Origin of the sequence: Streptomyces sp. NPDC002176, assembly GCF_044903645.1 — a bacterium.
Lineage (GTDB): Bacteria > Actinomycetota > Actinomycetes > Streptomycetales > Streptomycetaceae > Streptomyces.
On sequence record NZ_JBJDQW010000002.1, the window covers coordinates 673,937 to 700,466 of the forward strand.

A 26,530-nucleotide genomic window follows, 5' to 3' on the forward strand; every position below is an offset into this window, starting at 1 on the left:
GCACTGCGTTCCCAACCACCGGCGTACGACGGCCTGTTCGGCGTCAGCGGTCCAGGTGCTTGCGCAGCTTCCGGTCGGCCTTGTCGAGCTTGCCCTGGACCCGGTCGAGGATGTCCGCCACGAACCTTCCGCGCCGGGGCCGCGCCTCCACATTGCCCAGCACCGACCAGCCGTCCACGTAGATCACCGGCGCGTCCGACTGCACCGAGTCCAGGGTGCTGACCTCGAAGTTGCCCAGCACGCTGCCGCCGGTGCCGCGCAGCGACACGTTCTCCGGGACGCGGATCTGGACGTCCCCGAAGACCGAGACCGCCTTGATCACCACCTGCTGGTACTCGAAGACGGCCTCGCTGAGGTCTATCTCCACGCTGCCGAACACCGCGAAGGCGTGCACCCGGCGCCCGGCGCGCCAGCGGCCCCGGCGCACGGCGCTGCTGAACACGGCGACCACGCTGGTGTCCGCGTCGGCCGGGAGCGAGCCGGGCAGCGGGCGGTGCGGCACGGAGGCGTACGCGGGCGCCGCCGGGCGGTCGTGGGCGGCGGGCAGGTCGCGTATGAAGACGTCCAGCTCGCCGACGGTCTTGGTGTGCAGCACCCCCTCCACCCGCTCGGCGTGCTCCTCGGCCGTCAGGCGGCCCTCGGCCAGGGCCTCGCGGAGGATGTCGGCGACCCGGTCGCGGTCGGCGTCCGAGGCGCGCAGGTCGGCCGGGCGCGGGGCGGTGTCCGCGGGCTGGGCGTGCTTCTGAAGGTCCACGGCAGCAGAGTACCGAAACGCGATAGATCGCGACTAGGGGCTGTGGACAACTACCGGACAACGTTGCCGGACGGGTCCGCACAGCCTGCCCGGCGGCAAGTGAGTCTTACCTCACCAGCGCACTGTCCGAGCCGGGTTCTACGCTGGACAGGCTCGCCAGCGTCGGCGGGCGCCGTCCGTCGAGTGAGGAATGGGCTGAGATGCCTGAGTTCGCGTACACCGATCTGCTCCCCCAGGGAGAGGACACCACCCCCTACCGGCTGGTGACCTCCGAGGGTGTGTCCACCGTCGAGGGGCCGGACGGGCGGACGTTCCTCAAGGTGGAGCCGGAGGCGCTGCGCAAGCTGGCCGAGGAGGCCATCCACGACATCCAGCACTACCTGCGCCCCGCCCACCTCGCGCAGCTCCGCCGGATCATCGACGACCCGGAGGCGTCCGGCAACGACAAGTTCGTCGCGCTGGACCTGCTGAAGAACGCGAACATCGCGGCGGCCGGTGTGCTGCCCATGTGCCAGGACACCGGCACGGCGATCGTCATGGGCAAGCGCGGCCAGAACGTGCTGACCGAGGGCGGGGACGAGGCGGCGCTGAGCCGCGGCATCTACGACGCCTACCTCAACCTCAACCTGCGCTACTCGCAGATGGCTCCGCTCACCATGTGGGAGGAGAAGAACACCGGCTCCAACCTCCCCGCGCAGATCGAGCTGTACGCGGCCGACGGCGGCGCCTACAAGTTCCTCTTCATGGCGAAGGGCGGCGGCTCGGCCAACAAGTCGTTCCTGTACCAGGAGACGAAGGCCGTCCTGAACGAGTCCTCCATGATGAAGTTCCTGGAGGAGAAGATCCGTTCGCTGGGCACGGCCGCCTGCCCGCCGTACCACCTGGCGATCGTGGTCGGCGGCACGTCGGCCGAGTTCGCGCTGAAGACCGCGAAGTACGCCTCCGCGCACTACCTGGACGAGATCCCGGCCGAGGGCTCGCCGCTCGGCCACGGCTTCCGGGACAAGGAGCTGGAGGAGAAGGTCTTCGAGCTGACCCAGAAGATCGGCATCGGCGCGCAGTTCGGCGGCAAGTACTTCTGCCACGACGTGCGCGTGGTGCGCCTCCCCCGGCACGGCGCGTCCTGCCCGGTCGCCATCGCCGTCTCCTGCTCGGCCGACCGCCAGGCCGTCGCCAAGATCACCGCCGAGGGCGTCTTCCTGGAGCAGTTGGAGACGGACCCGGCGCGCTTCCTGCCGGAGACGACGGACGAGCACCTCGACGAGTCCTCCGACGTCGTGAAGATCGACCTCAACCAGCCGATGGACGAGATCCTCGCCGAGCTGACCAAGTACCCGGTCAAGAGCCGCCTCTCGCTGACCGGCCCGCTGGTCGTGGCCCGCGACATCGCGCACGCCAAGATCAAGGAGCGGCTGGACGCGGGCGAGGACATGCCGCAGTACCTGAAGGACCACCCGGTGTACTACGCGGGCCCGGCCAAGACCCCCGAGGGGTACGCCTCCGGCTCCTTCGGCCCGACCACGGCCGGGCGGATGGACTCCTACGTGGAGCAGTTCCAGGCGGCCGGCGGCTCCAAGGTGATGCTGGCCAAGGGCAACCGCAGCAAGCAGGTCACCGACGCCTGCGACGCCCACGGCGGCTTCTACCTCGGCTCCATCGGCGGCCCCGCCGCCCGCCTCGCCCAGGACTGCATCAAGAAGGTCGAGGTCCTGGAGTACGAGGAGCTGGGCATGGAGGCGGTCTGGAAGATCGAGGTCGAGGACTTCCCGGCCTTCATCGTGGTCGACGACAAGGGCAACGACTTCTTCCAGGACCCGGCGCCCGCGCCGACGTTCACGTCGATCCCGGTCCGGGGTCCCGGCCTGGCCTGATGACCCTCCTGGGGGGCCGTTTCCGGCGGCCCCCTAGGGTGCCCGCATGACTACTGAGGCTTATCTCTCCGGGCTGTTCTCGCTGGACGGACGGATCGCCGTCGTGACCGGGGGCAGTTCCGGCATCGGGCGCGGGATCACCGAGGCGCTGGCGCGGGCCGGAGCCTCGGTGGTGGTCGTGGCCCGCGGCAAGGACGCGCTGGAGGCGACCTGCGCCCAGCTCACCGAACTCGGCTGCCGTGCCGGGTGGGTGAGCGCCGACCTGAGTACGCGGGACGGGGTGCGGGCCGCCGCCGAGGACATCGCCGGGGTGTTCGGCGAGCCCGACATCCTCGTCAACTGCGCCGGGATCAATCTGCGGCCGCCCTTCAGCGAGTTGACCGACGAGGACTGGGACCTCACCCTCGCCGTGAACCTCACCGCGCCGCACCTGCTCAGTCAGCGGTTCGGGCCGGGCATGGCCGAGCGGGGTTTCGGGCGGATCATCCACATCTCCTCCCAGCAGGCGCACCGCGCCTTCGTCCGCTCGGGGGCGTACGGGGTGTCCAAGGGCGCGCTGGAGTCCCTGGCGCGCTCCCAGGCCGAGGAGTGGTCCCCGTCCGGTGTCACCGTCAACACCCTGGTGCCGGGCTTCGTGATGACGCCGCTCAACGCGCGGCTGTCGTCCGACCCGGAGAAGGTGGCGGCGCTGGCCGCGCGGACGATGGTCGGGCGCAACGGCCTCGCCGAGGACTTCGCGGGTGCCGCCGTCTTCCTGGCGAGCCGGGCCTCGGGATACGTCACCGGCCAGTCCCTCTTCGTGGACGGCGGCTTCTCGGTGCACTGAGACTCGTCCGGCCGAGCCCAGGAACATCACGGCGCCCCCGTTCGCTGTACCGGGTATGACCGACGAGTACCGCACCGAGCACGACTCCATGGGCGAGGTCCGCGTCCCCGCCCACGCCAAGTGGCGCGCGCAGACCCAGCGCGCCGTCGAGAACTTCCCTATCTCCGGCCAGCACCTCGAGCGGGCGCACATCGAGGCGCTGGCCCGGATCAAGGGCGCGGCGGCGAAGGTGAACGCCGACCTCGGCGTGCTGGACCGGGACGTGGCCGACGCGATCCAGGGGGCCGCCGCCGAGGTCGCGGACGGCACCTGGGACGAGCACTTCCCCGTGGACGTCTTCCAGACCGGCTCCGGCACCTCCTCCAACATGAACGCCAACGAGGTCATCGCCACCCTCGCCGGTGAGCGGCTGGGCCGGGACGTGCACCCCAACGACCAGGTCAACGCCTCCCAGTCGTCCAACGACGTCTTCCCCTCCTCGATCCACATCGCGGCCACCGCCGCGGTCGTCCACGACCTGATCCCGGCGCTGGAACACCTGGCCGCCGCCCTCACCCGCAAGGCGGAGGAGTTCGCGGACGTGGTGAAGGCGGGGCGCACGCATCTGATGGACGCGACCCCCGTGACCCTGGGTCAGGAGTTCGGCGGCTATGCGGCGCAGGTGACGTACGGCGTGGAGCGGCTGCGTTCCGCGCTGCCCCGGCTGGCCGAACTCCCGCTCGGCGGCACGGCGGTGGGCACCGGGATCAACACCCCGCCCGGCTTCTCGGCGGCGGTCATCGAGGAGGTGGCGCGGGCGACCGGGCTGCCCTTCACCGAGGCCCGCGACCACTTCGAGGCGCAGGGGGCGCGGGACGGGATCGTGGAGACCAGCGGCCAGTTGCGGACCATCGCGGTCGGCCTGACGAAGATCGCCAACGATCTGCGCTGGATGTCCTCCGGCCCGCGCACCGGCCTGGCCGAGATCCGGCTGCCCGACCTCCAGCCGGGCTCCTCGATCATGCCGGGCAAGGTCAACCCGGTCGTCCCGGAGGCGGTGCTGATGGTCGCGGCGCAGGTCATCGGCAATGACGCCACCATCGCCACGGCCGGTGCCGCCGGGAACTTCGAGCTGAACGTGATGCTCCCCGTGATGGCGAAGAACGTGCTGGAGTCGGTGCGCCTGCTGGCCAACGCCTCCCGCCTGCTGGCCGACCGCACCATCGACGGCATCACCGCCGACCGCGAACGCGCCCGCGAGTACGCCGAGTCCTCCCCCTCGGTCGTGACCCCGCTCAACCGCTACCTGGGCTACGAGGAGGCCGCGCGGATCGCCAAGAAGTCGCTCGCGGAACGTAGGACGATCCGTGAGGTGGTGCTGGAGGACGGCTATGTGGAGCGCGGCGACCTGACGCTGGAGCAGCTGGACGAGGCGCTGGATGTCCTGCGGATGACACGCCCGTGACGGCCCGCGAACAGCTCCGCCGATTTCCCGCCACCTGTCCGGAAGGGTGACGCGCACCGGGGCATCGGGTGCTTCCGGCACCTAATATCTGTCCATGACGGACGACGAAGCGGTGAGACGAGCGGAAGCGGCCCCTACGGCGTACTGGACGCCCGGCACCCCGATCCTGTGGCGGTACCGGGAGAACGCGGGCGACGCGTTCCACATCGCGCGTCCGGTCACCGTCGTCCGGGACGACGCCGAGCTGCTCGCGGTGTGGCTGGCCCCCGGCACCGAGTGCGTCAAGCCGGTCCTGGCCGACGGCACGCCCGTACACCTGGAGCCGCTGGAGTCCCGCTACACCAAGCCGCGTGTGGTGCGGCGGGACCGGTGGTTCGGCACCGGGGTGCTGAAGCTGGCCCGGCCCGGCGAGCCGTGGTCGGTGTGGCTGTTCTGGGAACCGGGCTGGCGCTTCAAGAACTGGTACGTCAACCTGGAGCAGCCGCTCGCCCGTTGGGCAGGCGGGGTCGACTCCGAGGACCATTTCCTGGACATCTCCGTCCACCCGGACCGCACCTGGCACTGGCGGGACGAGGACGAGTTCGCCCAGGCGCTGCGGGACGGCCTGATGGACGCGGAGACCGCCGAAGGGGTCCGGGCGGCGGGACGGCGGGCGGTGGAGATGATCCAGGCGTGGGGGCCGCCCTTCACGGACGGCTGGCAGGACTGGCGGCCCGATCCGAGCTGGTCGGTGCCCGCGCTTCCCGACGACTGGGACCGTACGCCCGCGCACGTGTCCTCATGAGACCCTTGATGCGCCCCCGGACCACAACCGTAGGATCGTCCTCCGCAAGGGCATCGAGGTACAACTACCGGAGTCTGCGCAGAGCCTGACCATATGTCACCGAGGGGCGGCAGCACGTGAGCGAGGGGTACGAGAGCGACGGCGGCACGGCCACCGCGGGGTTCGCCCCGGCGGGGGAAACTGCTGCCGACCACGCGGGAATTCCGTTCCTGGGGCACGTGATCCGGGTATCGGGACTTCGGCGGCATCTCCTGCGCGCCCGGCGCGCAGCCCCGGACGGACGGATTCGACACGCGTGACGGAGCAGCCCACTTCCTCCTGCGGACGCCCCCAGCCGGGCGTCGACCCCGCCGCGCGCGGGGCGCTGCTGGGTGCCCCGGCCCAGGCACGGGGCGGCGCGGGCACGGGGAAGAACAAGAAGAAGGAGCGCCCAGTCAACGGCCCTGAGCACTCGCAGCCTGCCGCCGCCGAGCCCATGGGGGAACCTCCCGCGCGCGCGAAGTCCAGCGTGGGGGAACACCGTCCGAGGCCCGCGCCGGAGTCCATTCCCGCCCAGCCGGGCGCCGAGCAGGAGCGCGCTCCGGGCGGCCCGGAGCGGCGCACCGGCCGCGGTGGCCCGCCCGGACGCCCGATGCCGATGCGCCGCGACGGCGACCGGCTGCGGTTCGTCGGCGCGGCCACCCGGCGCATCGCGCGCGGTCTCGACCTGGACGAGATCGTGATGGGTCTGTGCCGCGCCACGGTGCCCACCTTCTCGGACGCGATCCTGGTCTATCTGCGCGATCCGCTGCCGGTCGGCGACGAGCGGCCCACCGGGCCGGTGGTGCTGCGGCTGCGCCGTACCGACCGGATTCCGGACGAGCGGGAGACCGAGGGTCTGCTGCTGCCGCCCGCGTTCCCGGAGCCGGACGCGGAGCCGTCGGCGCTGGCCGCGCTCTCGGGTCCGGCCGCGCTGACCGCCGAGCTGTGCGAGGTGCGCCCCGGCGGCGCGCTGAACGAGGTGCTGCGCGGGGTGCGCCCGGTGTTCGCGGACACCCCCGCCGCCCGTGCCGCGCTGCCCGAGCTGCTCGGTGAGGACGGCGAGGCGGTCGTACCGTCCGGGCAGCGGGCGATCCTCGCGCCGCTGCGCGGGCGGCGCCGGGTGATCGGCGCGGCGGTGTTCCTGCGCCGTCCGGACCGGCTGGCGTTCGAGGCGGAGGACCTGCTGGTGGCGGCGCAGCTCGCCACGCACAGCGCGCTCGGCATCGACAAGGCGGTGCTGTACGGCCGCGAGGCGTACATCGCGGACGAGTTGCAGCGCACCATGCTCCCCGAGACCCTCCCGCACCCCACCGGTGTGCGGCTGGCCTCGCGCTATCTGCCCGCGGCGGAGACGGCCCGGGTGGGCGGCGACTGGTACGACGCGATCCCGCTGCCGGGCAGCCGGGTGGCGCTGGTGGTCGGCGATGTGATGGGCCACTCCATGACCTCGGCCGCCATCATGGGCCAGCTGCGCACCACCGCGCAGACCCTGGCCGGTCTGGACCTGCCTCCGCAGGAGGTGCTGCACCACCTGGACGAGCAGGCGCAGCGGCTGGGCACCGACCGCATGGCGACCTGCATGTACGCGGTCTACGACCCCGTCGCGCACCGCATCACCATCGCCAACGCCGGGCATCCGCCGCCGGTGCTGCTGCACCTGGGCGGCACCGCCGAGGTGCTGCGGGTGCCGCCGGGCGCGCCGATCGGCGTCGGCGGGGTGGACTTCGAGGCGGTCGAGCTGGACGCGCCCGCCGGTGCCACGCTGCTGCTGTACACGGACGGCCTGGTGGAGTCCCGGCTCAGGGACGTCTGGACCGGCATAGAGCAGTTGCGGGAGCGGCTGACCGCGACCGCGCAGCTGACCGGCCCGGACCACCCGCCGCCGCTGGAGGCGCTGTGCGACGAGGTGCTGGACATGCTGGGCCCCGGCGACCGGGACGACGACATCGCGCTGCTCGCCGCCCGGTTCGACGGGATCGCGTCCGACGATGTGCGGTACTGGTCGCTGGACGCGGAGGACGCGGCCCCCGGCAAGGCCCGTCGGCTGGCCCGCGCCGCGCTGGCCGACTGGGGTCTGGAGGACCTCACGGACTCGGTGGAGCTGCTGGTCAGCGAGGTGGTCACCAACGCGGTGCGGTACACCACGCGCCCGGTGACGCTGCGGCTGCTGCGTACGGACGTGCTGCGCTGCGAGGTCGGTGACGATGTGCCGCAGCTGCCCCGGCTGTGCCAGGCGCGCGCCACCGACGAGGGCGGCCGGGGTCTGTATCTGGTCAACAAGCTGGCCCGGCGCTGGGGCGCGACCCGGCTGAGCGTCGGCAAGGTCGTCTGGTTCGAGCTGCACGGGGGCTGACCCCCCGTCCGGTACGACGCGAAGGGCGCCCGGCGTGCTGCCGGGCGCCCTTCGTGTGTGCGTGTCTCCTACTGGCCGTCGTCCCGCTGGGCCGGGTCGAACGGGTTGCGCGGGGTGAAGCCGCCGGACGGCGGCTGCGTGGTCGGCGTCTCGCTCGGGCTCTGGGTGGGAGGCGTCGTGGTCGGCGTCTCGCTCGGGGTCTCGCTGGGCGTCTCGGACGGGGCCTGCGAGGTGGGCGGTTCGCTGCTCGGGGTCTCCGACGGCGTCTGGGACGGGGTCTCGGTGGGAGTCGGCGGCGGGGTCGGGGCGACGGCGGCACCCTGGGTGGTGTCGAGGTCGAAGTCGGCCTCGCGGGTCACACCGAAGGTGTAGGCCGCCCAGATCCGGGCGGGGGGCCCGCCGCCGTTGACGCGGCCGTCGCCCATGGTGCCCTTGAGCGAGACATGGGCGAACTTCTTGACCTTCTCGCCCTCGCAGCCGGTACCGCCGTCCTTGTGCGCCTCGCCGAACAGGCCGACGGAGGTGACGAGATCGGGGGTGTAACCGGTGAACCAGGCCGAGCGGTCGCAGTCGGAGGTGCCGGTCTTGCCCGCGACCTGCTGCCCGTCCCGGCGCGGGTTGTTCGCCACGGACTGGCGTGCGGTGCCGTCGTCGACGACGCCGGTGAGCACGGAGGTCACGGTGTCGGCGGTGGTGCCGTCGAGCACCCGCTCGCCGACGGGGTTGGGCAGCTGGACGGGACGGCCCTGCTGCTCCGCCGACTTGATGATGCTCGGGGTGACCTTGCGGCCGTGGTTGTCGAGGGTGGCGTACATGCCCGCCATCTCCAGCGGGCTCGCGCCCATGGAGCCGAGGGTCTGCGCGGGGACCGCCTGCATGCCCTCGGTGTCCATGCCGAGCCGCTTGGCGGTGTCCATCACCTTGTCCATGCCGACGTCCACGCCCATCTGCGCGAACACGGAGTTGACGGACTTGTTCATGGCCGTCTGGACGGTGATCGGGCCGTAGTCCGCGTCGTCCTCGTTGGGCGGGGCGAAGCCGACACGGGAGCCGTGGTCGAGGACCTGGCGGCGGCTGGTGCCGTCGTAGACGGTGTCGGCGCCGATGAGCGTGCCGCTCTGGGTGGTGGCGCCGTGCTCCAGCGCGGCCGCGAGGATGACCGGCTTGAAGGTGGAGGCGGGCTGGTAGTCGCGGCGGGTCGCGTTGCTGAAGAAGTGGTCGTAGTAGTCACGGCCGCCGTACAGGGCCACGATCCGGCCCGTCCTGGGGTCGACGGAGGCCGCCCCGGCCTGGACGTCGGCGTCGACGGGGCGCCGCTTCGGGTCGAGCTTGCTGGTGAGCTGGGACTTGACCGACTTCTCCAGCGCGGCCTGCTTCTTGCGGTCGACGTTGAGGGTGATGGTCCAGCCCTGGCCATCGACCTTGGCCTCGGCCTCCGAGCGGGAGATGCCGTCCTGCTTCATCAGCTGGTTCTGCAGCTGGGAGTTGGCCAGCTGGACCAGGTAGCCCTTCTGGCCCTCCATGCCGGGGGCGCCCTTGGGCTCCTTGGGCACCGGGAACTTCAGGGCGGCGCGCTTGGTCGGGTCGAGCCAGTGCTCCTTGACCATGTTGTTCAGGACGTAGTTCCACCGGTCGGTGACCAGGCGCTTGCCGGTCGGGGTGGCGGTGGACCAGTCGTACTGGCTGGGGGCCTGGAGGAGGGCGGCGAGGTAGGCGCCCTGTTCGACGGTGAGGTCCTGGGCGTCGACGCGGTAGTACGCCTGGGCGGCGGCCTGGATGCCGTAGGCGCCGCGGCCGTAGTAGCTGGTGTTGATGTACCCGGCGAGGATCTCGTCCTTGGACTTCTCGCGCTCCACCTTCAGCGAGATGACCATCTCCTTGAGCTTGCGGGAGACGGTCTGGTCCTGGCTCAGGTAGTAGTTCTTGACGTACTGCTGGGTGATGGTCGAGCCACCCTGCTTGCCGCGCCCCGCGAGGGTGTTGAGGATGCCGCGGGTGGTGCCCTTCAGGTCGACGCCGGGGTCGGTGTAGAAGGACTTGTTCTCGGCGGCGACGAAGGTCAGCTGGACCTTGCGCGGCACCTTGGAGAGGTCGACTATCTCGCGGTTGACCTCGCCGTCGCGGGCGAGGACCGTGCCGTCGCTGTACTTGTAGACGTTGCTCTGCCGCTGGGCGGCCGCGTTGCCCGCGGGCACGTCGACCGACAGGTACAGCGCGGCGAGGGCGCCCATGCACAGCAGACAGAGCGCGAAGACCGTGCCGACGATCTTCTTCCAGGTGAAGAGGCGCCGTATTCGGCCCTTGGCGGGCTTGCCGCCGGAGCCGTCGGAGCCGTCGGTGGCCGGGGCTGGTGAACGGCGTCCGGGTGCCGCGCGGTGGCCGCCGCGCTGTCGCGCTCGTCTCTCGTCCGCTCGTCCCATGGGTCCCTTGGCTCCGCTTCCGTCTCGGGGTCAGCTCCGAAAGCTAACACCCCTCTATGTGACAAAGAGCGTCCGATCCACTCTTTTACGGACGTGAGAATGAGCACCCACCCCAAAGGAACCGACGGGCTGGAAGGGTCCGGGGTTGCCTGGGGGAATGCCCGAAAAAGCGGACTTTCCCCTTCCGGAACCCGCTCTACACACGGTGTATACACCGTGTGTAGAGTGCTCGCCATGTCCATTGGTCACACCCTTCTAGGGCTCCTGGAGTCCGGCCCCCGGCACGGCTACGACCTGAAGCGGGCCTTCGACGACACCTTCGGCCACGACCGGCCGCTGCACTACGGGCAGGTCTACGCGACCATGTCCCGGCTGCTGAAGAACGGCCTCGTGGAGGTCGAAGGCATCGAGGCGGGCGACGGGCCCGACCGGAAACGCTACGCCATCACCGACGCGGGCATCACGGACGTCGAGCACTGGCTGTCCAGCCCGGAGAAGCCGGAGGACTACCTCCGTTCGACCCTGTTCACCAAGGTCGTCCTCGCTCTGCTGACCCACCGCGACGCCGCCGACATCCTCGACACCCAGCGCGCCGAGCACCTGCGCAGCATGCGCGTCCTCACCGACCGCAAGCGCAAGGGCGATCTGGCCGACCAACTGATCTGCGACCACGCCCTGTTCCATCTGGAGGCCGACCTCAGATGGCTGGAACTGACCGCGGCACGCCTCGACAAACTTCGCACGGAGGTGGTCGCATGACCCCGCCCGACGGCTCCCTGCTCGTCGCCCACGATCTGCGCAAGTCCTACGGACCGACGGCCGCCCTCGACGGCGCCGCCTTCTCCGTCCACCCCGGTGAGGTGGTCGCCGTGATGGGCCCCTCCGGCTCCGGCAAGTCCACCCTGCTGCACTGCCTCGCCGGGATCGTCCGGCCCGACTCCGGCTCGATCAGGTACGCCGGACGCGAGCTGACCACGATGAGCGACACCGAGCGCAGCGCTCTGCGGCGTGGCGAGTTCGGCTTCGTCTTCCAGTTCGGCCAGCTGGTACCGGAGTTGACCTGCGTGGAGAACGTGGCGCTGCCGCTGCGGCTGAACGGCACCCCGCGCAAGGAGGCCGAACGGACCGCGCTCACCTGGATGGAGCGCCTGGAGGTGGACGACCTCGGGCGCAAGCGGCCCGGCGAGGTCTCCGGCGGCCAGGGCCAGCGGGTCGCGGTGGCGCGGGCACTGGTCACCGGCCCGCGGATGCTGTTCGCCGACGAGCCGACCGGCGCGCTGGACTCGCTCAACGGCGAGCGCGTGATGGAACTGCTCACCGACGCCGCCCGCTCGACCAACGCGGCCGTCGTCCTCGTCACGCACGAGGCACGGGTGGCGGCCTGGTCCGACCGCGAGATCGTCGTGCGCGACGGCCGGTCACGGGACATGGAGCACAGCGCATGAGCATGCGGCAGTTCGCCCGAGACCTGGGGATGGGGGCCCGGTTCGCCGTGACCGGGGGGCGCGAGGGGTGGGTCCGTACGGCGCTGACCGCGGTCGGCGTCGGGATGGGCGTGGCGTTGCTGCTGCTCACCACCGCGCTGCCCGGTGTGATCTCCGCCCGCCACAAGGTGGAGAACGCCCGGACCGACAACACGTTCGCCGCGCACCCGCGACCCAAGGGCGACGACACCTTACTGCTGGCGGCCACCGACACCTGGTGGCGGGCCAAGCCCATCCGGGGGCGCCTGCTCGAACCCGAGGGCCCGAAGGCCCCGCTGCCGCCGGGCATCGGCCGCCTGCCCGCCAAGGGCGAGATGCTGGTCTCCCCCGAGCTGGGCAGGCTGCTCGCCTCCGGTGACGCGAGACTGCTCCGCGAGCGGCTGCCGTACCGGATCACCGGGACCATCGGCGCGAAGGGGCTGCTCGGCCCGCGCGAACTCGTCTACTTCGCGGGCGCCGAGGGACTGAAGCCCGGGACACCCGGCGCCCGCGTGGAACGGCTGCGCTCCTTCGGCGAACCGCAGCCGGAGCCCGAACAGATGGACCCGGTCCTGCTGATGATGATGCTGGTCGTGTTCGTGGCGTTGCTGATGCCGGTCGCGGTGTTCATCGCCGCGGCCGTGCGCTTCGGCGGCGAGCGGCGCGACCGCAGGCTGGCCGCGCTGCGGCTGGTGGGCGCCGACAGCCGGACCACCCGGCGGATCGCGGCGGGCGAGGCGCTGGCCGGCTCGCTCATCGGACTCGCCATCGGCACCGGCCTCTTCCTGGCCGGACGGCAGGCCGCGGGTTCGGTGACGATCATGGGCGAGAGCTTCTATCCCGCCTACCTCGACCCCTCTCCCCTGCTCGTCCTGCTGGTCGCGTTCGCGGTCCCGGCGTGCGCGGTGCTGGTCACGCTGCTGGCCATGCGCGGCGTGGTCGTCGAACCGCTCGGCGTGGTCCGTACGGCCGTGCCCGCCCGGCGTCGGCTGTGGTGGCGGCTGCTGCTGCCGCTGGCCGGTCTGGCGGCGCTCTACCCGATGATCGGCCAGGGCCGCTCCCACGGCGACTTCAACCAGTACCTCGTCATCGCCGGTGTCCTGCTGCTCCTGATCGGCGTCACCGCCCTGCTCCCCTGGCTGGTCGAACGCGCCGTCGCCCGGCTCGGCTCCGGCCCGCTGTCCTGGCAACTGGCCGTACGCAGGCTTCAGTTGAGCAGCGGTACGGCCGCCCGTACGGTCAACGGCGTCGCGGTCGCGGTGGCCGGTGCCATCGCGCTCCAGATGCTGTTCGCGGGCGTGCAGAGCCAGTACGTGCGGGACACCGGGCGGGACCCGTCCCGCGCCGAGCTGGAGATCGACCTCTCCGACCACACCCGGGTCGGTCCGGCCGCCGCCGCGGTCGCCCGGACCAGGGGAGTGCGGGCGTCGGTCGGGCTGGCCACGGCCTCGCTCGGTGCGACGCCGCAGAACGCGGACGTCTCGTACGACGTCGTGGTGGGCGACTGCGCCTCGCTGCGGGAGGTGGCGCGGCTGCCGTCCTGCCACGACGGCGACGTCTTCGCCAACGAGGGCCCGGAGTCCGACACGTCGTACGACCCCTCGTACCGCGACGGCGTGCTGCGCCCCGGCCGCCAGTCCTACATCGATCCCGGGTTCGCCGACCAGCCCGGCCTCGCGGTGCCGATCACCGTCCCCGAGCACCTGCGCTGGGCCATGCCCCGCGAGGACTCGCTGATGCCCGGCGCCATCGGACTGCTGGTCACCCCAGCCGCCCTGCCCGAGGCGGCCGAACCGGCCCTGCTCGGCGTGGTCCACGTACGGACGGACCCGGCGGTGCCGGACGCACAGGACCAGGTGCGCAACACCGCCGCGCGGGTCGACCCGGTCTCGGACATCCTGGCCGTGACGCCGACCGAGACGTCCGCCCGGTACACCTCCCTGCGCACCGGCATGCTGATCGGCGCGTCCTGTGTGCTGGTGCTGATCGGGGCGAGCCTGCTGGTCTCCCAGCTGGAGCAGTTGCGCGAGCGGCGCAGACTGCTGTCGGCACTGGTCGCGTTCGGCACCCGGCGCCGCACGCTCGGCCTGTCGGTGCTGTGGCAGTCGGCCCTCCCGATCACCCTGGGCCTGCTGCTGGCCGCGGTGGTGGGCGTGGGCCTGGGCGCGGTGCTGCTGCGGATGTCGGCGGCGAAGGTGACCGTGCTCTGGTCCGACGTGCTGGCGCTGACCGGCGTCGGCGCGGGCGTGGTGCTCGCGGTCACCCTGCTCACCCTGCCGCCACTGCTCCGCATGACCCGCCCCGAGGGACTGCGCACCGAGTAGCGGGTCAGTCCGCCGCGCCCACGATCCGTACGGGCAGCGGGCTCATCGCCTCGCGCAGGGCCGCGGCCAGCTCCTCGTACTCGGCGGAGCGGGCCGCGGCCGTGCGCATGGCGAGGGCGATCCGGCGGCTCGGGGCCGGACCGGCGAAGGAGCTGGTGAGGACCTTGCTGCCCCGGGTCGCCTCCAGCCGTATCGCGGTGCGCGGCAGCAGGGTGCAGCCGAGGCCGCCCGCGACGAGCTGGACCAGGGTGGAGAGCCCGGCGGCGGTCGTGGTGACCGGGGCCGCGCCCCCGCCCCGGATCTCCCGCCCGGCCTCCCGGCAGATCTCCAGCGCCTGGTCGCGCAGGCAGTGCCCCTCGTCCAGCAGCAGCAGGTTCAGCTCGCGCAGCGCCTCGCGCGGGATGCCGCTGCGACAGCCGAGGTCATGGCCGAGCGGGGTGACGAGCACGAAGTCCTCGTCGAACAGCGGGAGTTCGCTCACCCCGGGCACACCGAGCGGCACCGCGAGCAGCAGCAGGTCGAGCCGCCCGGAGTGCAACCCCTCCAGCAGGCTGGCGGTCTGCTCCTCATGCACCTGGAGGTCGAGCTGCGGATAGCGCTCGTGCACCAGACGCAGCACGGTCGGCAGCAGATACGGGGCGACGGTCGGGATGGCGCCGAGCCGCAGCACCCCGGTGAAGGGCGCCCGGACCGCCTCGGCCTCCTCCAGCAGCGCGCCCATCTCGGCCAGCACCGCCTTGGCCCGCACCGCGAGCCGCTCCCCGGCGGAGGAGAGCAGCACCTTGCGGGTCGTACGCTCCACCAGGGCCACCCCGAGGGTCTCCTCCAGCGTGGCGACCGCCCCGGACAGCGCGGGCTGGCTCATCCCGATGGCGGCGGCCGCGTCCCGGAAGTGCAGGTGTTCGGCGACCGCGGCGAAGGCACGCAGCTGCGCCAGGGTCGGCTGCTTCCGCTTGCCACTACTGATGGTCACTGATAGCCACCTCCGATCAACCAGACCGAGTGTAGCTATTTCACTAATCAATCCACCCTGTGCCACCATCGGCCCAGTCCAACCCATGGGAGACATCCCGCGATCCGGGCTGTCCCCGCGCTGCAAGGAGAGTACGTGCTCACTGTCGGTGACAAGTTCCCCGAGTTCGAACTGACCGCCTGCGTCTCGCTGGAGAAGGGCAAGGAGTTCGAGACGATCGACCACAAGACCTACGAGGGCAAGTGGAAGATCGTCTTCGCGTGGCCCAAGGACTTCACCTTCGTGTGCCCGACCGAGATCGCCGCCTTCGGCAAGCTGAACGACGAGTTCGCCGACCGTGACGCGCAGGTCCTCGGCTTCTCCGGTGACTCCGAGTTCGTCCACCACGCCTGGCGCAAGGACCACCCGGACCTGACCGACCTGCCGTTCCCGATGATGGCGGACTCCAAGCACGAGCTGATGCGCGACCTGGGCATCGAGGGCGAGGACGGCTTCGCCAAGCGCGCCGTCTTCATCGTCGACCAGAACAACGAGATCCAGTTCACCATGGTGACCGCCGGGTCCGTCGGCCGTAACCCCAAGGAGGTCCTGCGGGTCCTCGACGCCCTCCAGACGGACGAGCTGTGCCCGTGCAACTGGAGCAAGGGCGAGGACACCCTCGACCCGGTCGCGCTGCTGGCGGGTGAGTGACCCATGTCCCTCGACTCGCTGAAGTCCCGCGTCCCGGACTACGCCAAGGACCTGAAGCTCAACCTGGGCTCGGTCATCGGCAACTCCGACCTCCCCGCCCAGCAGCTCTGGGGCACCGTGCTGGCGACCGCGATCGCCTCGCGCTCCCCCATCGTGCTGCGTGAGCTGGAGCCGGACGCGAAGGCCAACCTCTCGCCCGAGGCGTACGACGCGGCCAAGTCCGCCGCCGCCATCATGGCGATGAACAACGTCTTCTACCGCACCCGGCACCTGCTGTCGGACCACGAGTACGGCACCCTGCGCGCGGGCTTGCGGATGAACGTCATCGGCAACCCCGGCGTCGACAAGGTCGACTTCGAGCTGTGGTCCTTCGCGGTCTCCGCGATCAACGGCTGCGGTCTGTGCCTCGACTCGCACGAGCAGGTGCTCCGCAAGGCCGGTGTCGAGCGCGACGTGATCCAGGAGGCGTTCAAGATCGCCTCCGTGGTCCAGGCGGTCGGCGTCACCCTCGACGCCGAGGCCGTCCTCGCCGAGTAGTACCCCGCCCGAAGGCCCCGCTCACACCTGGTGAGCGGGGCCTTCGGTGGTTTCGCGGGCGTCCTCGGGGGCCGTGCCCCCGGACCCCCCTTCGGCCTGACCGGCCTCGTCCTCGAGCGCCGGACCGGCTGAATCGTCCGAAGCCGGAGTCGGGTAGTGCTGCTCCGCCGAATACCGCTTCAAGTACCCCACCACCGTGTTCGTCACCGCGACCAGCGGTACGGCCACCACCGCGCCGCCGATGCCCGCCACCATGCCGCCTGCCGCGACCGTGAGGACCACCGCGAGCGGATGCACCCGCACCGCCCGGCCCAGGATGAACGGCTGGAGGACGTGCCCCTCGATCTGCTGGACCGCGAGCACCACCACCAGCGTCATCAGGGCGGTGAACACGCCCTGTGTCACCAGCGCGACGACGATGGCGAGCGCGCCCGAGGCGACCGCGCCGACCAGAGGGATGAACGAGAACAGGAAGATGAAGACCGCCAGCGGCACCGCCATCGGCACATCGAGGAAGTAGATCCCGAGTCCGATGAATATGGCGTCGATCAGCGCGACCAGCACCGTGCCGCGCACATACGCGGTCAGGGTGGCCCAGGCGCGCGGACCGGCACCGGCCACGCCCGGACGGGCGGCGGCGGGGACCAGCTTCAGGAACCACTCCCAGATCCGCTTGCCGTCGTACAGCAGGAAGAGCGTGGAGAAGAAGACCAGCAGGATGCCGGTCAGCGCCTCGACGACGACCTGAACTCCCTCGAGACCGGCGGAAGTTATCTGCTCGGTGTTGGCTCCGACGGCCTCGCGGAGGTTCTTGGCGATCTGGTTGATCTGCTTGTCGGTGACATGGAACGGGCTCTTCAGCAGCCAGTTGCGCAGATCGTCGATGCCGTTCTGGAGCTGGCTGGAGAGGGTGTCGATGTTCTCCATGACCTGCCAGGTCACGAACCAGCCCAGCAACCCGATGATCACGAAGCCCGATATGGCGGTGAGCGCCGTCGACGGACCGCGCGGCATGCCGTACCGCATCAGCCGGGCCACGGTCGGCTGGAGCAGCGCGGTGACCAGCAGGGCGACCACGAACGCGAACACCACGAGCTGGACGGCGCTGATGACCCGCATCAGCACCCAGACCGTGCCGGCCAGGACCAGCAGCCGCCAGCCCGCCTCGGCGGCGACCCGGACTCCCCACGGCACGGCGTGCGCGGGGTCGGGGCGCGGGGTGGGCGGAGCGGGGCGGGGCGAGGGGACGGCCACCGCCTCCGGGGGGCCCTCGGGTCCGGCGTGCTCCTTCTGGACCTCGGCGCGGCGCTCGTCCAGGCGCTCGCTCATCTCGGTCAGTCCGGCACCGAGCCGTCCGAGCCATCCTGGCATTCGCGTCATGTCCGTACCCTTCCCCCGCGTCCCGGGCGCACTCCGGCGCGCTGCGTCACACCGGGAAGCCGTGCGAGGACGACCGTACCGTGCGAAAGCCCCTCACCCCGGGAGGGGGAGGGGCTGCGCGCGGCCGGGTATCAGGAAGCGGCCTAGTACCAGTGGTTGGCCTGCCAGAAGGTCCACGCCTCGCACGGGCTGCCGTAGCGGCTGTCCATGTAGTTGAGGCCCCACTTGATCTGGGTGGCCGGGTTGGTCTGCCAGTCGGCGCCCACCGAGGACATCTTGGAGCCGGGCAGGGCCTGGAAGAGACCGTAGGCACCGGAGGAGGCGTTCACGGCACGGTAGTTCCAGCTCGACTCGTGGTCGACGATGTTGCTGAAGCACTGGAACTGGCCGGCGCCCACCATCTGACGGGCCATGGCCTGGATCTGCGAGACGGAGTAGCTGCCCTGGGGGGCGAAGCTGGAGGCGTCGCGGACATCGTCACGGCTGGCGGCGGCGGCCTTGGTCTCGGCCCGCTCCTTCGCCAGCTTGGCCGCCTTCTCGGCGTCCTCCTTCTTGGCGATGGCCGTCTCGGCGGCGGCCTTGCGGGCCGCTGCCTCGGCGTCCTTCTTGGCGCTCGCGTCGGCCGCGATGGCCTGCGCGTCGGCCTGCTGCGTCAGGGACGCGGTCTGGACCTGCGCCTGCTGATCCGCGGGGAGCTCAGCGAGGAGCGTGGTGTCGGCGGCCGTCGGCTCGGCGTCGTTGTTCTGCGCGACGCTGCCCGAGGCAACTCCGACGACGCTTCCTACGGCGGTGACCGCGGTGGCGGAGGCCACTGCGAATCCCCGGACCGAAATCCGGCTCACACGGTTTCCTTCCAGCATCGCCCGCTTCGGTGACCGTGGCGGACGCAATCTTGCCCCCGACACTGGCCTCCCAACTGAAGGGTCACAGGAGACACGGGCCCGGTGGGCAACTCCCGCACGGGGAGCGCCGCGTGATGCACGGGCGGCATACGACGACGCTATGGAGTTGGCGACTTGCTCCGTGGATCGCGCCTGCCGGGGGGCTGGAACGTGCCTCGGGGTACAGGTGTGTCGTATGCGGGGCCTGACAGGACTGAGACTCTGCCGTAACCCGGCGGCGAGTGGCAATTCCGGGTTGCGTGTGAAAGCTCACACCTCGTTTGGCCCAAGGGAATTCCGGAAATACCAGCGCACGCAGACGCCGCCCGGCTAAGCTCTTCGGCTTCTCCGGGCGGCGTCTGCGGCTGTCCGATGACGGGTCAGATGTGGCCGTCCTCCAGCATTTCGGTCACCAGCGCCGCGATCTGGGACCTTTCGGACCGGTTGAGCGTGACGTGCGCGAAGAGCGGATGCCCCTTCAGCTTCTCCACGACGGCCACCACGCCGTCGTAGCGGCCGACACGCAGGTTGTCCCGCTGCGCCACGTCATGGGTGAGCACCACCCGCGAGTTGGCGCCGATCCGGGAGAGCACCGTCAGCAGCACGTTGCGCTCCAGCGACTGCGCCTCGTCCACGATCACGAAGGCGTCGTGCAGCGAGCGGCCGCGGATGTGGGTGAGCGGGAGGACCTCAAGCATCCCGCGCGCCGTGATCTCCTCGATGACCTCCCGGTTGGTGACCGCCGAGAGCGTGTCGAAGACGGCCTGGGCCCAGGGGCCCATCTTCTCCGACTCGCTGCCCGGCAGATATCCCAGTTCCTGCCCGCCGACCGCGTACAGCGGCCGGAAGACCATCACCTTCTGGTGCTGACGGCGCTCCAGCACCGCCTCCAGGCCCGCGCACAGCGCCAGCGCCGACTTGCCGGTGCCCGCGCGGCCGCCCATGGAGAGGATGCCGACGTCCGGATCGAGCAGCAGGTCGAGCGCGATGCGCTGCTCGGCGCTGCGGCCCTTGATGCCGAACGCCTCCCGGTCGCCGCGCACCAGCCGGACGTTGCCCTCCGGGGTGACGCGGCCGAGTGCCTTGCCGCGCTCGGACTGGATGGTCAGTCCGGTGTGCACGGGCAGCTCGGACGCCTCGGGGACGAACACATGGCCTTCCTCGAAGAGGATGTCCACCTGTTCACCGGGGAGCGTCAGTTCGGACATGCCGGTCCAGCCGGAGGAGTCCGTGATGGCGAGTTCGGCGCGGTACTCCTCGGCCAGCAGACCGACCGAGGACGCTTTGATCCTGAGCGGCAGGTCCTTCGACACGACGGTGACGTCGAATCCCTCTGCCTGGAGGTTCCGGGCCACCGCGAGGATGCGGGAGTCGTTGTCCCCCAGGCGGTAGCCGCTGGGCAGCACGCTGGGGTCCGAGTGGTTGAGCTCGACACGCACGGTCCCGCCGAGTTCCCCGATCGGGATGGGGGCGTCGAGACGGCCGTACTTCACCCGGTAGTCGTCCAGCAGGCGCAGGGCCTGGCGGGCGAAATAACCGAGCTCGGGATGGTGCCGCTTGGCCTCCAGCTCGGTGACCACGACGATCGGGAGCACTACCTCGTGCTCCTCGAACCGGGTCACGGCGTTGGGGTCGGCCAGCAGGACGCTGGTGTCGAGAACATAGGTGCGCCGGTCGGGCTTGTGGCGCTTTGTGCTGGTCACCACGGAAGGACGTACCCCCTCGGATGAGGTCGGGGAGCGACGAAGTGGAACTGGACCGGTCTCAGGCCCCCGCGTGCGGCGGGCCTGGAACCGGCCCTCCGCGGCTGCTTCCGTGCGTGCGACGCACGGTCGGGCTGGTGCAAAGGGCCTCCCGGGCGGGCGACCCCGTGCCGCCCGCTGAGTCCGACGCCCGTGGTTCGGGTGTCGGCCTGAGAGCGTTATGCCCTCGAACTCGCGCGACCATGCAGAAGCGGCCACCGGCAGGCCGGTGAACTCCTTGTTACTTCCGGACGAGGCCGGGTACACGGGAGCACCCCGCCGGACGGTGCCGACGGGGTGCGTGGTGTGTTCTGGTGCGGGCGCGGGGCGCCGGTCAGCCGCCGTAGCGGCGGTGCCGGGCGGCGTAGTCGCGCAGGGCGCGCAGGAAGTCGACCTTGCGGAAGGCCGGCCAGAAGACCTCGCAGAAGTAGTACTCCGAGTGGGCGGTCTGCCAGAGCATGAACCCGGAGAGCCGCTGCTCACCACTGGTGCGGATCACCAGGTCGGGGTCGGGCTGGGCGCCGGTGTAGAGGTGGCGGCCGATCATGTCGACGTCGACGGACTCGGTCAGCTCGGCCATGGTGACGCCCTTGTCCTGGGCGTCGGCCAGCATGGAGCGCACCGCGTCGGCGATCTCCTGGCGGCCGCCGTAGCCGATGGCGACGTTGACCACTATGCCGTCGACGTGGGCGGTGCCCTCCTCGGCCTCCTTGAGGGTCTGCTGCATCCCGGCGGGCAGGAGATCGCGGGTGCCGACGTGGTGCACGCGCCATCGGCCGTCCTCGGCGAGGGTGCGGACGACCCCGTCGATGATGTCCAGCAGCGGGCCCAGCTCGTCCTGCGGCCGGTCGAAGTTGTCCGTGGACAGCAGCCAGAGGGTGACGACCTTGACGTCGGTCTCGTCGCACCAGCCGAGGAATTCCTCGATCTTCTCGGCACCGGCCCGGTGGCCGTGGACCGTGCTGGACCCGGCGGCCTTCGCCCAGCGGCGGTTGCCGTCCATGATGACGCCGATGTGCTCCGGCACCGCCGCGTGGTCCAGGTGGCCTTCCACCCGGCGTGCGTACAGCCTGACGAGCAGGGAGCGCAGCTTGTCGCGCAGGTTCACGTGAGAGCCCCTCCAGAACGGCCGCGGTTGCGGTCCCCGCGGGGGCCGAGCCTACCCGCGAGCCTCGCGCCCAAGAAAAACGGGCCGGTCCGTGGGGGGGGGGATACGGACCGGCCCGAGGGGGGGTTTCCACCATAACCCTTTGTGAGGGCCAAAGCGCGACCCGGCGCGCCACAACTACTCTGCGGAGTCGCCCGGCGACGCCCCGGTGCGCCCGGAATGCTTGGTTCAGGGGTGCGTGGTGGCCGATTCGCATCGGATTCCCAGGCGATCCGTCCTCTCAGCGAACGATCATCAGGTTTTTACGCCACTTCAGTGGTCTCCCCCGAGCGCCGCCCGGGTCCCCCCGAAGGACGACCCCGCCGACGAACGGTGACTTGACCATTCCGCTAAGCGACGACCGGTCTCCGGGCCACGAGGAGATGCCGCGCGCTGTGCGCCACGAACGGACCGTCGGCCGTGATCCGCTCGTGCAGCGCGCGCAGCCGGTCCTCGTACGCCTCGACGGTGAAGTCCGGCACCATCCAGATCACCTTGCGCAGGAAGTGCACGACGGCGGCGATGTCGTAGAACTCCATCCGCGGCCGCGCCGTCCGCACCTCCTCGACCTCCAGCCCGGCCGCCTCCGCCCCCGCACGCTCCCGCTCGGGGTGCCGGGCCCCGCGCACCGCCTCCGGCTGGGGCCCGAGGAAGTACTCGACCAGCTCGAACGCGCTCGCCGGTCCGACGTGCTGCGCGAAGTACGTACCGCCCGGCCGCAGCACCCGCGCGATCTCCGGCCAGTCGGGGGTCACGGGGTGTCGGCTCAGCACCAGGTCGAAGGCGCCGTCGGCGAAGGGCAGGGGCGTGCCGTCCGGTGCGGCGACGACCACCACCCCGCGCGGGCCGAGCAGCGCGGTCGCCCTGGCCGCGTTCGGGGGCCAGCCCTCGGTGGCCGCGAGCAGGGTGGGGCGGGCCGGGGCGGCCTGGTGCAGCGCGAAGTCGAACACCTCGCCGCCACCGGTCTGGAGGTCGAGCGCGGCCTCCGCCCGCGCCAGCCGCTCCCCCGCCGCACGGGCGTAGCCCCACTCCGGCCGCTCCTCGGTGGCCCGGCCCGCGAACCAGGAGAAGTCCCAGCCGTCGGTGGGCACGGCGGCGCCTTCGGTCACCAAGTCCTCGAAAGTCCTGTCCATGAGGGCATGGTTCTGGAGCCGGGGCTCGGGGTCACGGGGTTTTCGCGGCCGGGCCTCCTTCCAGGACCAGGAGTATGAACCCCTCCTCGTCGGGCTCCCCCATCCGCGTAAAGCCGTGTTTCTCCAGCAGGGCGATCGAGGCGGTGTTGCCTGCGGAGGGGTCGGCGTGCAGGGGGCGTGCGGGGTCCTCGGTGAGGAAGAGGCCGAGGGCGCGGCTGCCTATGCCGCGGCGCCAGTAGGGGCGGCCCAGCCAGTAGCCGACGAAGCGTCTGCCTCCTTGCGTCCAGGAGACGACGTTGCCCGCGACCTCGCCGTCCACGATGACCGTCCGCACCAGGCAGTCGGGGTCGGGGAGGACGCGGGTGCGCCAGTGGGTGAAAAAGGCGTCCCTGGGGCGCGGGGTGAAGCGGGACCTGCGGACGGCTTCCGGGTCGTGTTCGAACGCGAGGAAGAGTTCGAGGTCGTCCTCGGTCACGCCGCGCAGGCGTACGTCTTCGGGCTCGGCTGTCATGCGTCGGAGTGTGGCAGGGGGCACTGACAACCGCGTGGGGCGTGTGGACGGTGGGTACGGTCCCGGCGGAGGTGGGGCCGGATGGGGCGCTGGCGGGACGGGCGGGGGATGTTGACGGTCCATCGGCGGCAGGGAGACCTATGCGTGCCGCTGGAGTTCGCGGTGTCCTACCGGGCGCGGACCCGGGGGCTGCTCGGGCGGGACTCGGTCGAGGGGGCGCTGCTGCTGTCACCGGCCGCGAGTGTGCACACGTTCGGGATGCGGATGGCCATCGACGTGGCGTACCTGGACCGTTCGCTGCGGGTGCTGGCCGTGCGCACGATGGAGCCGGGGCGCCTGGGGCTGCACCGGCTACGGTCCCGGCACGTACTGGAGGCGGGGGCCGGGGCGATGGCGGGGTGGGGGCTGGTGGCGGGGGTGCGGGTGTCGGTCGGGTAGGGGGTCACTGGGCGGTGCGGGGGAAGGAGACCTCCACGCGGCGGTTCTTCTTGCGGCCCGCTTCGGTGGAGTTGTCGGCGATGGGGTACTGCTCGCCGTAGCCGCGTACCTCGAAGGTGACGTCGGGGGCGTTGAGGTCCTGGTCCAGTACGGCCTGTACGGCGTTGGCCCGCTGCTTGGAGAGGACGTCGCCGTGGGCGGCGGAGCCGAGGTCGTCGGTGAAGCCGAAGACGCGTACGCGGGTGGCCTTCTGCTTCTCGATCTCCGCGGCGATGGCGGTGATGCGGGCGCGGGCGTCGGGGCCGAGCTTGGCGCTGTCCTTGCCGAAGAGGACTTCCGCCTGGAGGGCGAAGGTGACGTCGGCGTTGGTGTCCTCGCGGCGCTCGTCCCCGCTCTGGTCCTCGACGACGGACTTGATGTCCAGCACCTTCGCCCCCGCGAGCGTGGCGCCCTCCGGCAGCTTCAGATCCGGATCGGTGGCGTCCACCTCGACGGGCGCGGCCGCGCTGGGCTCCGTGCCGGGGGGTTCGCTGGGGCCGTCCGCGTGGGCGGGGGTCAGGGGGGTGAGAAGGGCCGCGGTCGCGGCGGTCGCGAGGAGGCGGGCGAGACGGGTGGTGGTCACTTTGGCCTCAGCCGGAGATTTTGATGGGGGCACTGGAGAACGTCGGCAGCTGAAGGGTCACTTCGGCGGTACCGGCGGGCGGGGCGGGGAACTGGAGGAAGACCGGGATGGTCTGGCCCGACTCGATCGTCGTCAGCCCGGTGGTCGTCAGCGGCCGCCCATCGGTGTCCCGCAGTACGTAGTAGCGCTTCTTCCCCCCGGGGTCCACGAGGGTCGCGCCACCGAGTGAGGTTCCGTGCTGCACGATCTCGGTCTCGTCACCGCGGAGGCCGGACGGGATGACGAGCGATTTCGCGCCGTCGTTCTTCAGGTTCCCGTTGACGGTCACGAAGCCGCCTGAATCGCGGTCGGCGGAGACCACCTGGAGCAGCAGACCGTCCTGACCCCGTAGTTCCGCGATCGGGTCCTGCGACTTACCTTCCTGCGTGCTCGGCCCCGACCCGTCGCCCCTGGAAGCGGAAGCCGAGGCCGAGGACTCGGGCTTCTTGTCGTCGCCGCCACCTCCGCAACTCACCACGCCAACGGCAAGACCAGTCGCGATGGCCAAGGCGACCGCCCCCCTTCGAGCCCGTGCAGTGAATCCGATACTCATCGCTCCGCTTCCTTCATCGCTGGTCATTCACTGGTCAGTCGGCCAGGTGAACGTCAAAGAGGTCTTCAGGTCCGGGCAGGTCGCCGTCCGGTTTCGGGTGCCAGATGGTTCCGTCGCAATCGAGCGCGGGCAGCGCGTGCCCCGTGCCAGGCGGGTCGAATGTGCAGAGCGGTTTGATCACGGCGCTCGCGGAGGCGCTGGACTTGAGGTCGTCCGTTCCGGGCACGAGGGAATGCCCGACCGTCTTGTTGGTCGTGACATCTGCGGTGTATTTCAGTGCGAGTCCGTCGCAGCCGTCGAGCTGCGCGTCGTTCTGCGCCGCCAACTCGCCCGCCCGCCAGCACGGGTCGTCGATGTCCGCGGTGCCGGCGAAGATGTCAGCCCACTTGGTGGGATCGAGCAGGTCGTCCAACCAGGCGTCGGCCAGCTGGTCGCGCGCGTCCTGCGCGGCCGCGAGGGCCGCGGCGTCGGCCGCGGTCTGGGCGCCGCTCCGGTTGACCGCGGCCTGCCCGACCGCCAGGTAGGCCAGGGCAAGAAAGAGCAGGCCCGCCACCACCGTGATGTAGATGGGGAAGGCCTGCCCGGCGTCGCCGTCTCGGCGAGGGAACATCACACGATTCTGTTGATCTGCGTCATGATCTTGTCGAGGATCGTCGAGCCGATACTCGTTCCCGTCACCGCGAGCACGATCGCGACCACCACCGCGATGATTCCCAGGTACTCCACGGCGGTCTGGCCTTTGTCGTCGCTGCGGCGTTGCATGGCAACCAGCAGCTTGAGGATCGGATCGCTCATGGTGTTCCCCTCCGGATTCGCCTCCGATCCGGGCACCGTACGGCGGGGGGAAGAGGGAAGCCCAGGGTCCGTGGGCCCAAATTCGGGCCCAGTGGGTCGGTCGCATGTCACGCCACCCCTAACCACTTCGCGGTGGCCTGGGATCGGTTCGTGGTGTGGAGTTTGGCGAAGATGTGGTTGATGTGGTTCTTGACGGTCTTCTCACTGATGAAGCAGGTGGCGGCGATCTGATGGTTCGTCATGCCGGACGCGACGAGGTCCATGATCTCCGCCTCTCTGGTGCTCAGTTGAAAACTCGACCGGAATGACTGTCCCATAGATGATTGCAGTTGCGAAAGGGGTTTTGCAGACATCTCCCAAGGGGGGTGGGGGAGTTCGGAGGATGCGTGTGCAGTCGCACTGGGGGGTAGCAGGGCCCTCGCTGCTCCCGGTGTCACATGCGGACGCCCCTCGCACACGTCCCGCACCGCCCGCACCAACTGCTCCGTGCCGAATTCCCCGTGCACCAGATATCCCCCCGCCCCCAGCCGTAGAGCCTCCCGTACGGTCGCCGTCTCGTGGCTGTAGGTCAGCATCATGACGGGCGCCAGCGGGACCAGGTGGGGCAATGCCGAGATTCCGTCGACGCCGGGCATCCGGACGTCGAGGAGGACGACGTCGGGCCGGTGCAGCAGCGCGGCCTCGTACGCCTCGCGTCCGTCCGCGGCCTCGGCCACCACGGTGGTGTCCTCGCGGCCGGTGAGGAGCGCGGTGAGGCCCGCGCGGACCACGGGGTTGTCGTCGGCGACCACGAGACGCAGCGGGTCGGTGGGGGGTGGGAACCGCATCG

The 26,530-nt window shown here is 70.9% G+C and carries 25 protein-coding genes; 11 read left to right on the top strand and 14 right to left on the bottom strand.

The genetic code is table 11. From position 1 onward, the window contains the following. Positions 1-43 precede the first annotated feature (43 nt). A complete protein-coding gene (locus tag ACI2LY_RS11300) occupies positions 44-754 on the bottom strand; it encodes a DUF1707 domain-containing protein (RefSeq protein WP_404706939.1) in 711 nt (236 codons plus the stop codon). 200 nt (positions 755-954) lie between these two features. Here ACI2LY_RS11300 and ACI2LY_RS11305 point away from each other — a divergent pair, with 200 nt between their 5' ends. The 5 genes from ACI2LY_RS11305 (at position 955) to ACI2LY_RS11325 (ending at position 8,053) form a co-directional block, all read left to right on the top strand. Next, entirely contained in the window at positions 955-2,625 is a 1,671-nt protein-coding gene (locus tag ACI2LY_RS11305) for a fumarate hydratase (protein WP_404706940.1), read from the top strand. Positions 2,626-2,671: 46 nt separating this feature from the next. Beyond that, entirely contained in the window at positions 2,672-3,451 is a 780-nt protein-coding gene (locus ACI2LY_RS11310; protein ID WP_404706941.1) for an SDR family NAD(P)-dependent oxidoreductase, read from the top strand. 55 nt (positions 3,452-3,506) lie between these two features. Next, positions 3,507-4,895: a class II fumarate hydratase gene (locus ACI2LY_RS11315; protein ID WP_404706942.1), complete on the top strand. Its 1,389-nt coding sequence runs from the start codon at positions 3,507-3,509 to the stop codon at positions 4,893-4,895. A 94-nt stretch (positions 4,896-4,989) separates the two neighbouring features. Continuing rightward, positions 4,990-5,679, top strand: a complete 690-nt coding sequence (locus ACI2LY_RS11320; protein WP_404706943.1) for a DUF402 domain-containing protein — start codon at positions 4,990-4,992, stop codon at positions 5,677-5,679. Positions 5,680-5,974: 295 nt separating this feature from the next. Beyond that, entirely contained in the window at positions 5,975-8,053 is a 2,079-nt protein-coding gene (locus ACI2LY_RS11325) for a SpoIIE family protein phosphatase (protein ID WP_404706944.1), read from the top strand. Between the two features lie 68 nt (positions 8,054-8,121). Here the strand turns inward: ACI2LY_RS11325 and ACI2LY_RS11330 are convergent, their stop codons facing one another. Next, positions 8,122-10,473 carry a transglycosylase domain-containing protein gene (locus ACI2LY_RS11330; RefSeq protein WP_404706945.1) on the bottom strand — a complete coding sequence of 784 codons (2,352 nt, stop codon included), beginning with the start codon at positions 10,471-10,473 and terminating at the stop codon, positions 8,122-8,124. A 234-nt stretch (positions 10,474-10,707) separates the two neighbouring features. Here ACI2LY_RS11330 and ACI2LY_RS11335 point away from each other — a divergent pair, with 234 nt between their 5' ends. From ACI2LY_RS11335 to ACI2LY_RS11345, 3 genes are read left to right on the top strand one after another with little or no spacing between them, the layout of a single operon-like run. Then, positions 10,708-11,232 (top strand): PadR family transcriptional regulator, encoded by a 525-nt coding sequence (locus tag ACI2LY_RS11335; protein ID WP_404706946.1) that lies wholly within the window; start codon positions 10,708-10,710, stop codon positions 11,230-11,232. Next, positions 11,229-11,918: an ABC transporter ATP-binding protein gene (locus ACI2LY_RS11340; protein WP_404706947.1), complete on the top strand. Its 690-nt coding sequence runs from the start codon at positions 11,229-11,231 to the stop codon at positions 11,916-11,918. The genes ACI2LY_RS11335 and ACI2LY_RS11340 overlap by 4 nt, the downstream gene beginning before the upstream one ends. Continuing rightward, positions 11,915-14,260 carry an FtsX-like permease family protein gene (locus tag ACI2LY_RS11345; RefSeq protein ID WP_404706948.1) on the top strand — a complete coding sequence of 782 codons (2,346 nt, stop codon included), beginning with the start codon at positions 11,915-11,917 and terminating at the stop codon, positions 14,258-14,260. The genes ACI2LY_RS11340 and ACI2LY_RS11345 overlap by 4 nt, the downstream gene beginning before the upstream one ends. A 4-nt stretch (positions 14,261-14,264) precedes the next feature. Here ACI2LY_RS11345 and ACI2LY_RS11350 read toward each other — a convergent pair whose 3' ends face one another. Next, the gene (locus ACI2LY_RS11350; RefSeq protein WP_404706949.1) at positions 14,265-15,233 is read right to left on the bottom strand and encodes a hydrogen peroxide-inducible genes activator; all 969 of its coding nucleotides are present in this window, start codon (positions 15,231-15,233) and stop codon (positions 14,265-14,267) included. Positions 15,234-15,368: 135 nt separating this feature from the next. On the opposite strand from ACI2LY_RS11350, the gene ACI2LY_RS11355 reads away from it, so the two are divergent. After that, a complete protein-coding gene (locus ACI2LY_RS11355; RefSeq protein WP_135783929.1) occupies positions 15,369-15,923 on the top strand; it encodes a peroxiredoxin in 555 nt (184 codons plus the stop codon). A gap of 3 nt (positions 15,924-15,926) precedes the next feature. Continuing rightward, on the top strand, positions 15,927-16,460 hold the full coding sequence (locus tag ACI2LY_RS11360) for an alkyl hydroperoxide reductase (protein ID WP_388996137.1): 534 nt from the start codon (positions 15,927-15,929) through the stop codon (positions 16,458-16,460). A 21-nt stretch (positions 16,461-16,481) separates the two neighbouring features. Here ACI2LY_RS11360 and ACI2LY_RS11365 read toward each other — a convergent pair whose 3' ends face one another. From ACI2LY_RS11365 to ACI2LY_RS11390, 6 genes are all read right to left on the bottom strand, one after another. Further along, on the bottom strand, positions 16,482-17,840 hold the full coding sequence (locus ACI2LY_RS11365) for an AI-2E family transporter (protein ID WP_404706950.1): 1,359 nt from the start codon (positions 17,838-17,840) through the stop codon (positions 16,482-16,484). A gap of 143 nt (positions 17,841-17,983) precedes the next feature. Beyond that, positions 17,984-18,700 (bottom strand): transglycosylase SLT domain-containing protein, encoded by a 717-nt coding sequence (locus ACI2LY_RS11370; protein ID WP_388996143.1) that lies wholly within the window; start codon positions 18,698-18,700, stop codon positions 17,984-17,986. 401 nt (positions 18,701-19,101) lie between these two features. Beyond that, entirely contained in the window at positions 19,102-20,427 is a 1,326-nt protein-coding gene (locus ACI2LY_RS11375) for a PhoH family protein (RefSeq protein WP_388996146.1), read from the bottom strand. A gap of 370 nt (positions 20,428-20,797) precedes the next feature. Continuing rightward, positions 20,798-21,571, bottom strand: a complete 774-nt coding sequence (locus tag ACI2LY_RS11380; protein WP_393915813.1) for an isoprenyl transferase — start codon at positions 21,569-21,571, stop codon at positions 20,798-20,800. A gap of 389 nt (positions 21,572-21,960) precedes the next feature. Then, positions 21,961-22,743 carry a class I SAM-dependent methyltransferase gene (locus ACI2LY_RS11385; RefSeq protein ID WP_404706951.1) on the bottom strand — a complete coding sequence of 261 codons (783 nt, stop codon included), beginning with the start codon at positions 22,741-22,743 and terminating at the stop codon, positions 21,961-21,963. A 31-nt stretch (positions 22,744-22,774) separates the two neighbouring features. Next, complete coding sequence (locus ACI2LY_RS11390; protein ID WP_404706952.1) at positions 22,775-23,254, bottom strand: GNAT family N-acetyltransferase; 480 nt, start codon at positions 23,252-23,254, stop codon at positions 22,775-22,777. A gap of 81 nt (positions 23,255-23,335) precedes the next feature. Here ACI2LY_RS11390 and ACI2LY_RS11395 point away from each other — a divergent pair, with 81 nt between their 5' ends. Then, positions 23,336-23,692, top strand: coding sequence for a DUF192 domain-containing protein (locus tag ACI2LY_RS11395; RefSeq protein WP_404706953.1), 357 nt, complete (start codon positions 23,336-23,338; stop codon positions 23,690-23,692). 4 nt (positions 23,693-23,696) lie between these two features. Here the strand turns inward: ACI2LY_RS11395 and ACI2LY_RS11400 are convergent, their stop codons facing one another. From ACI2LY_RS11400 to ACI2LY_RS11420, 5 genes are all read right to left on the bottom strand, one after another. Continuing rightward, on the bottom strand, positions 23,697-24,314 hold the full coding sequence (locus ACI2LY_RS11400) for an OmpA family protein (RefSeq protein ID WP_404706954.1): 618 nt from the start codon (positions 24,312-24,314) through the stop codon (positions 23,697-23,699). Between the two features lie 7 nt (positions 24,315-24,321). Continuing rightward, the gene (locus tag ACI2LY_RS11405) at positions 24,322-24,906 is read right to left on the bottom strand and encodes a hypothetical protein (RefSeq protein WP_404706955.1); all 585 of its coding nucleotides are present in this window, start codon (positions 24,904-24,906) and stop codon (positions 24,322-24,324) included. 34 nt (positions 24,907-24,940) lie between these two features. Beyond that, complete coding sequence (locus tag ACI2LY_RS11410) at positions 24,941-25,516, bottom strand: pilus assembly protein TadG-related protein (protein ID WP_404706956.1); 576 nt, start codon at positions 25,514-25,516, stop codon at positions 24,941-24,943. Beyond that, positions 25,516-25,701, bottom strand: a complete 186-nt coding sequence (locus ACI2LY_RS11415; protein ID WP_393915807.1) for a hypothetical protein — start codon at positions 25,699-25,701, stop codon at positions 25,516-25,518. Before ACI2LY_RS11415 ends, ACI2LY_RS11410 begins: the two co-directional genes overlap by 1 nt. 107 nt (positions 25,702-25,808) lie before the next feature. After that, positions 25,809-26,528 carry a response regulator transcription factor gene (locus ACI2LY_RS11420; protein WP_404706957.1) on the bottom strand — a complete coding sequence of 240 codons (720 nt, stop codon included), beginning with the start codon at positions 26,526-26,528 and terminating at the stop codon, positions 25,809-25,811. Positions 26,529-26,530: the final 2 nt, after the last annotated feature.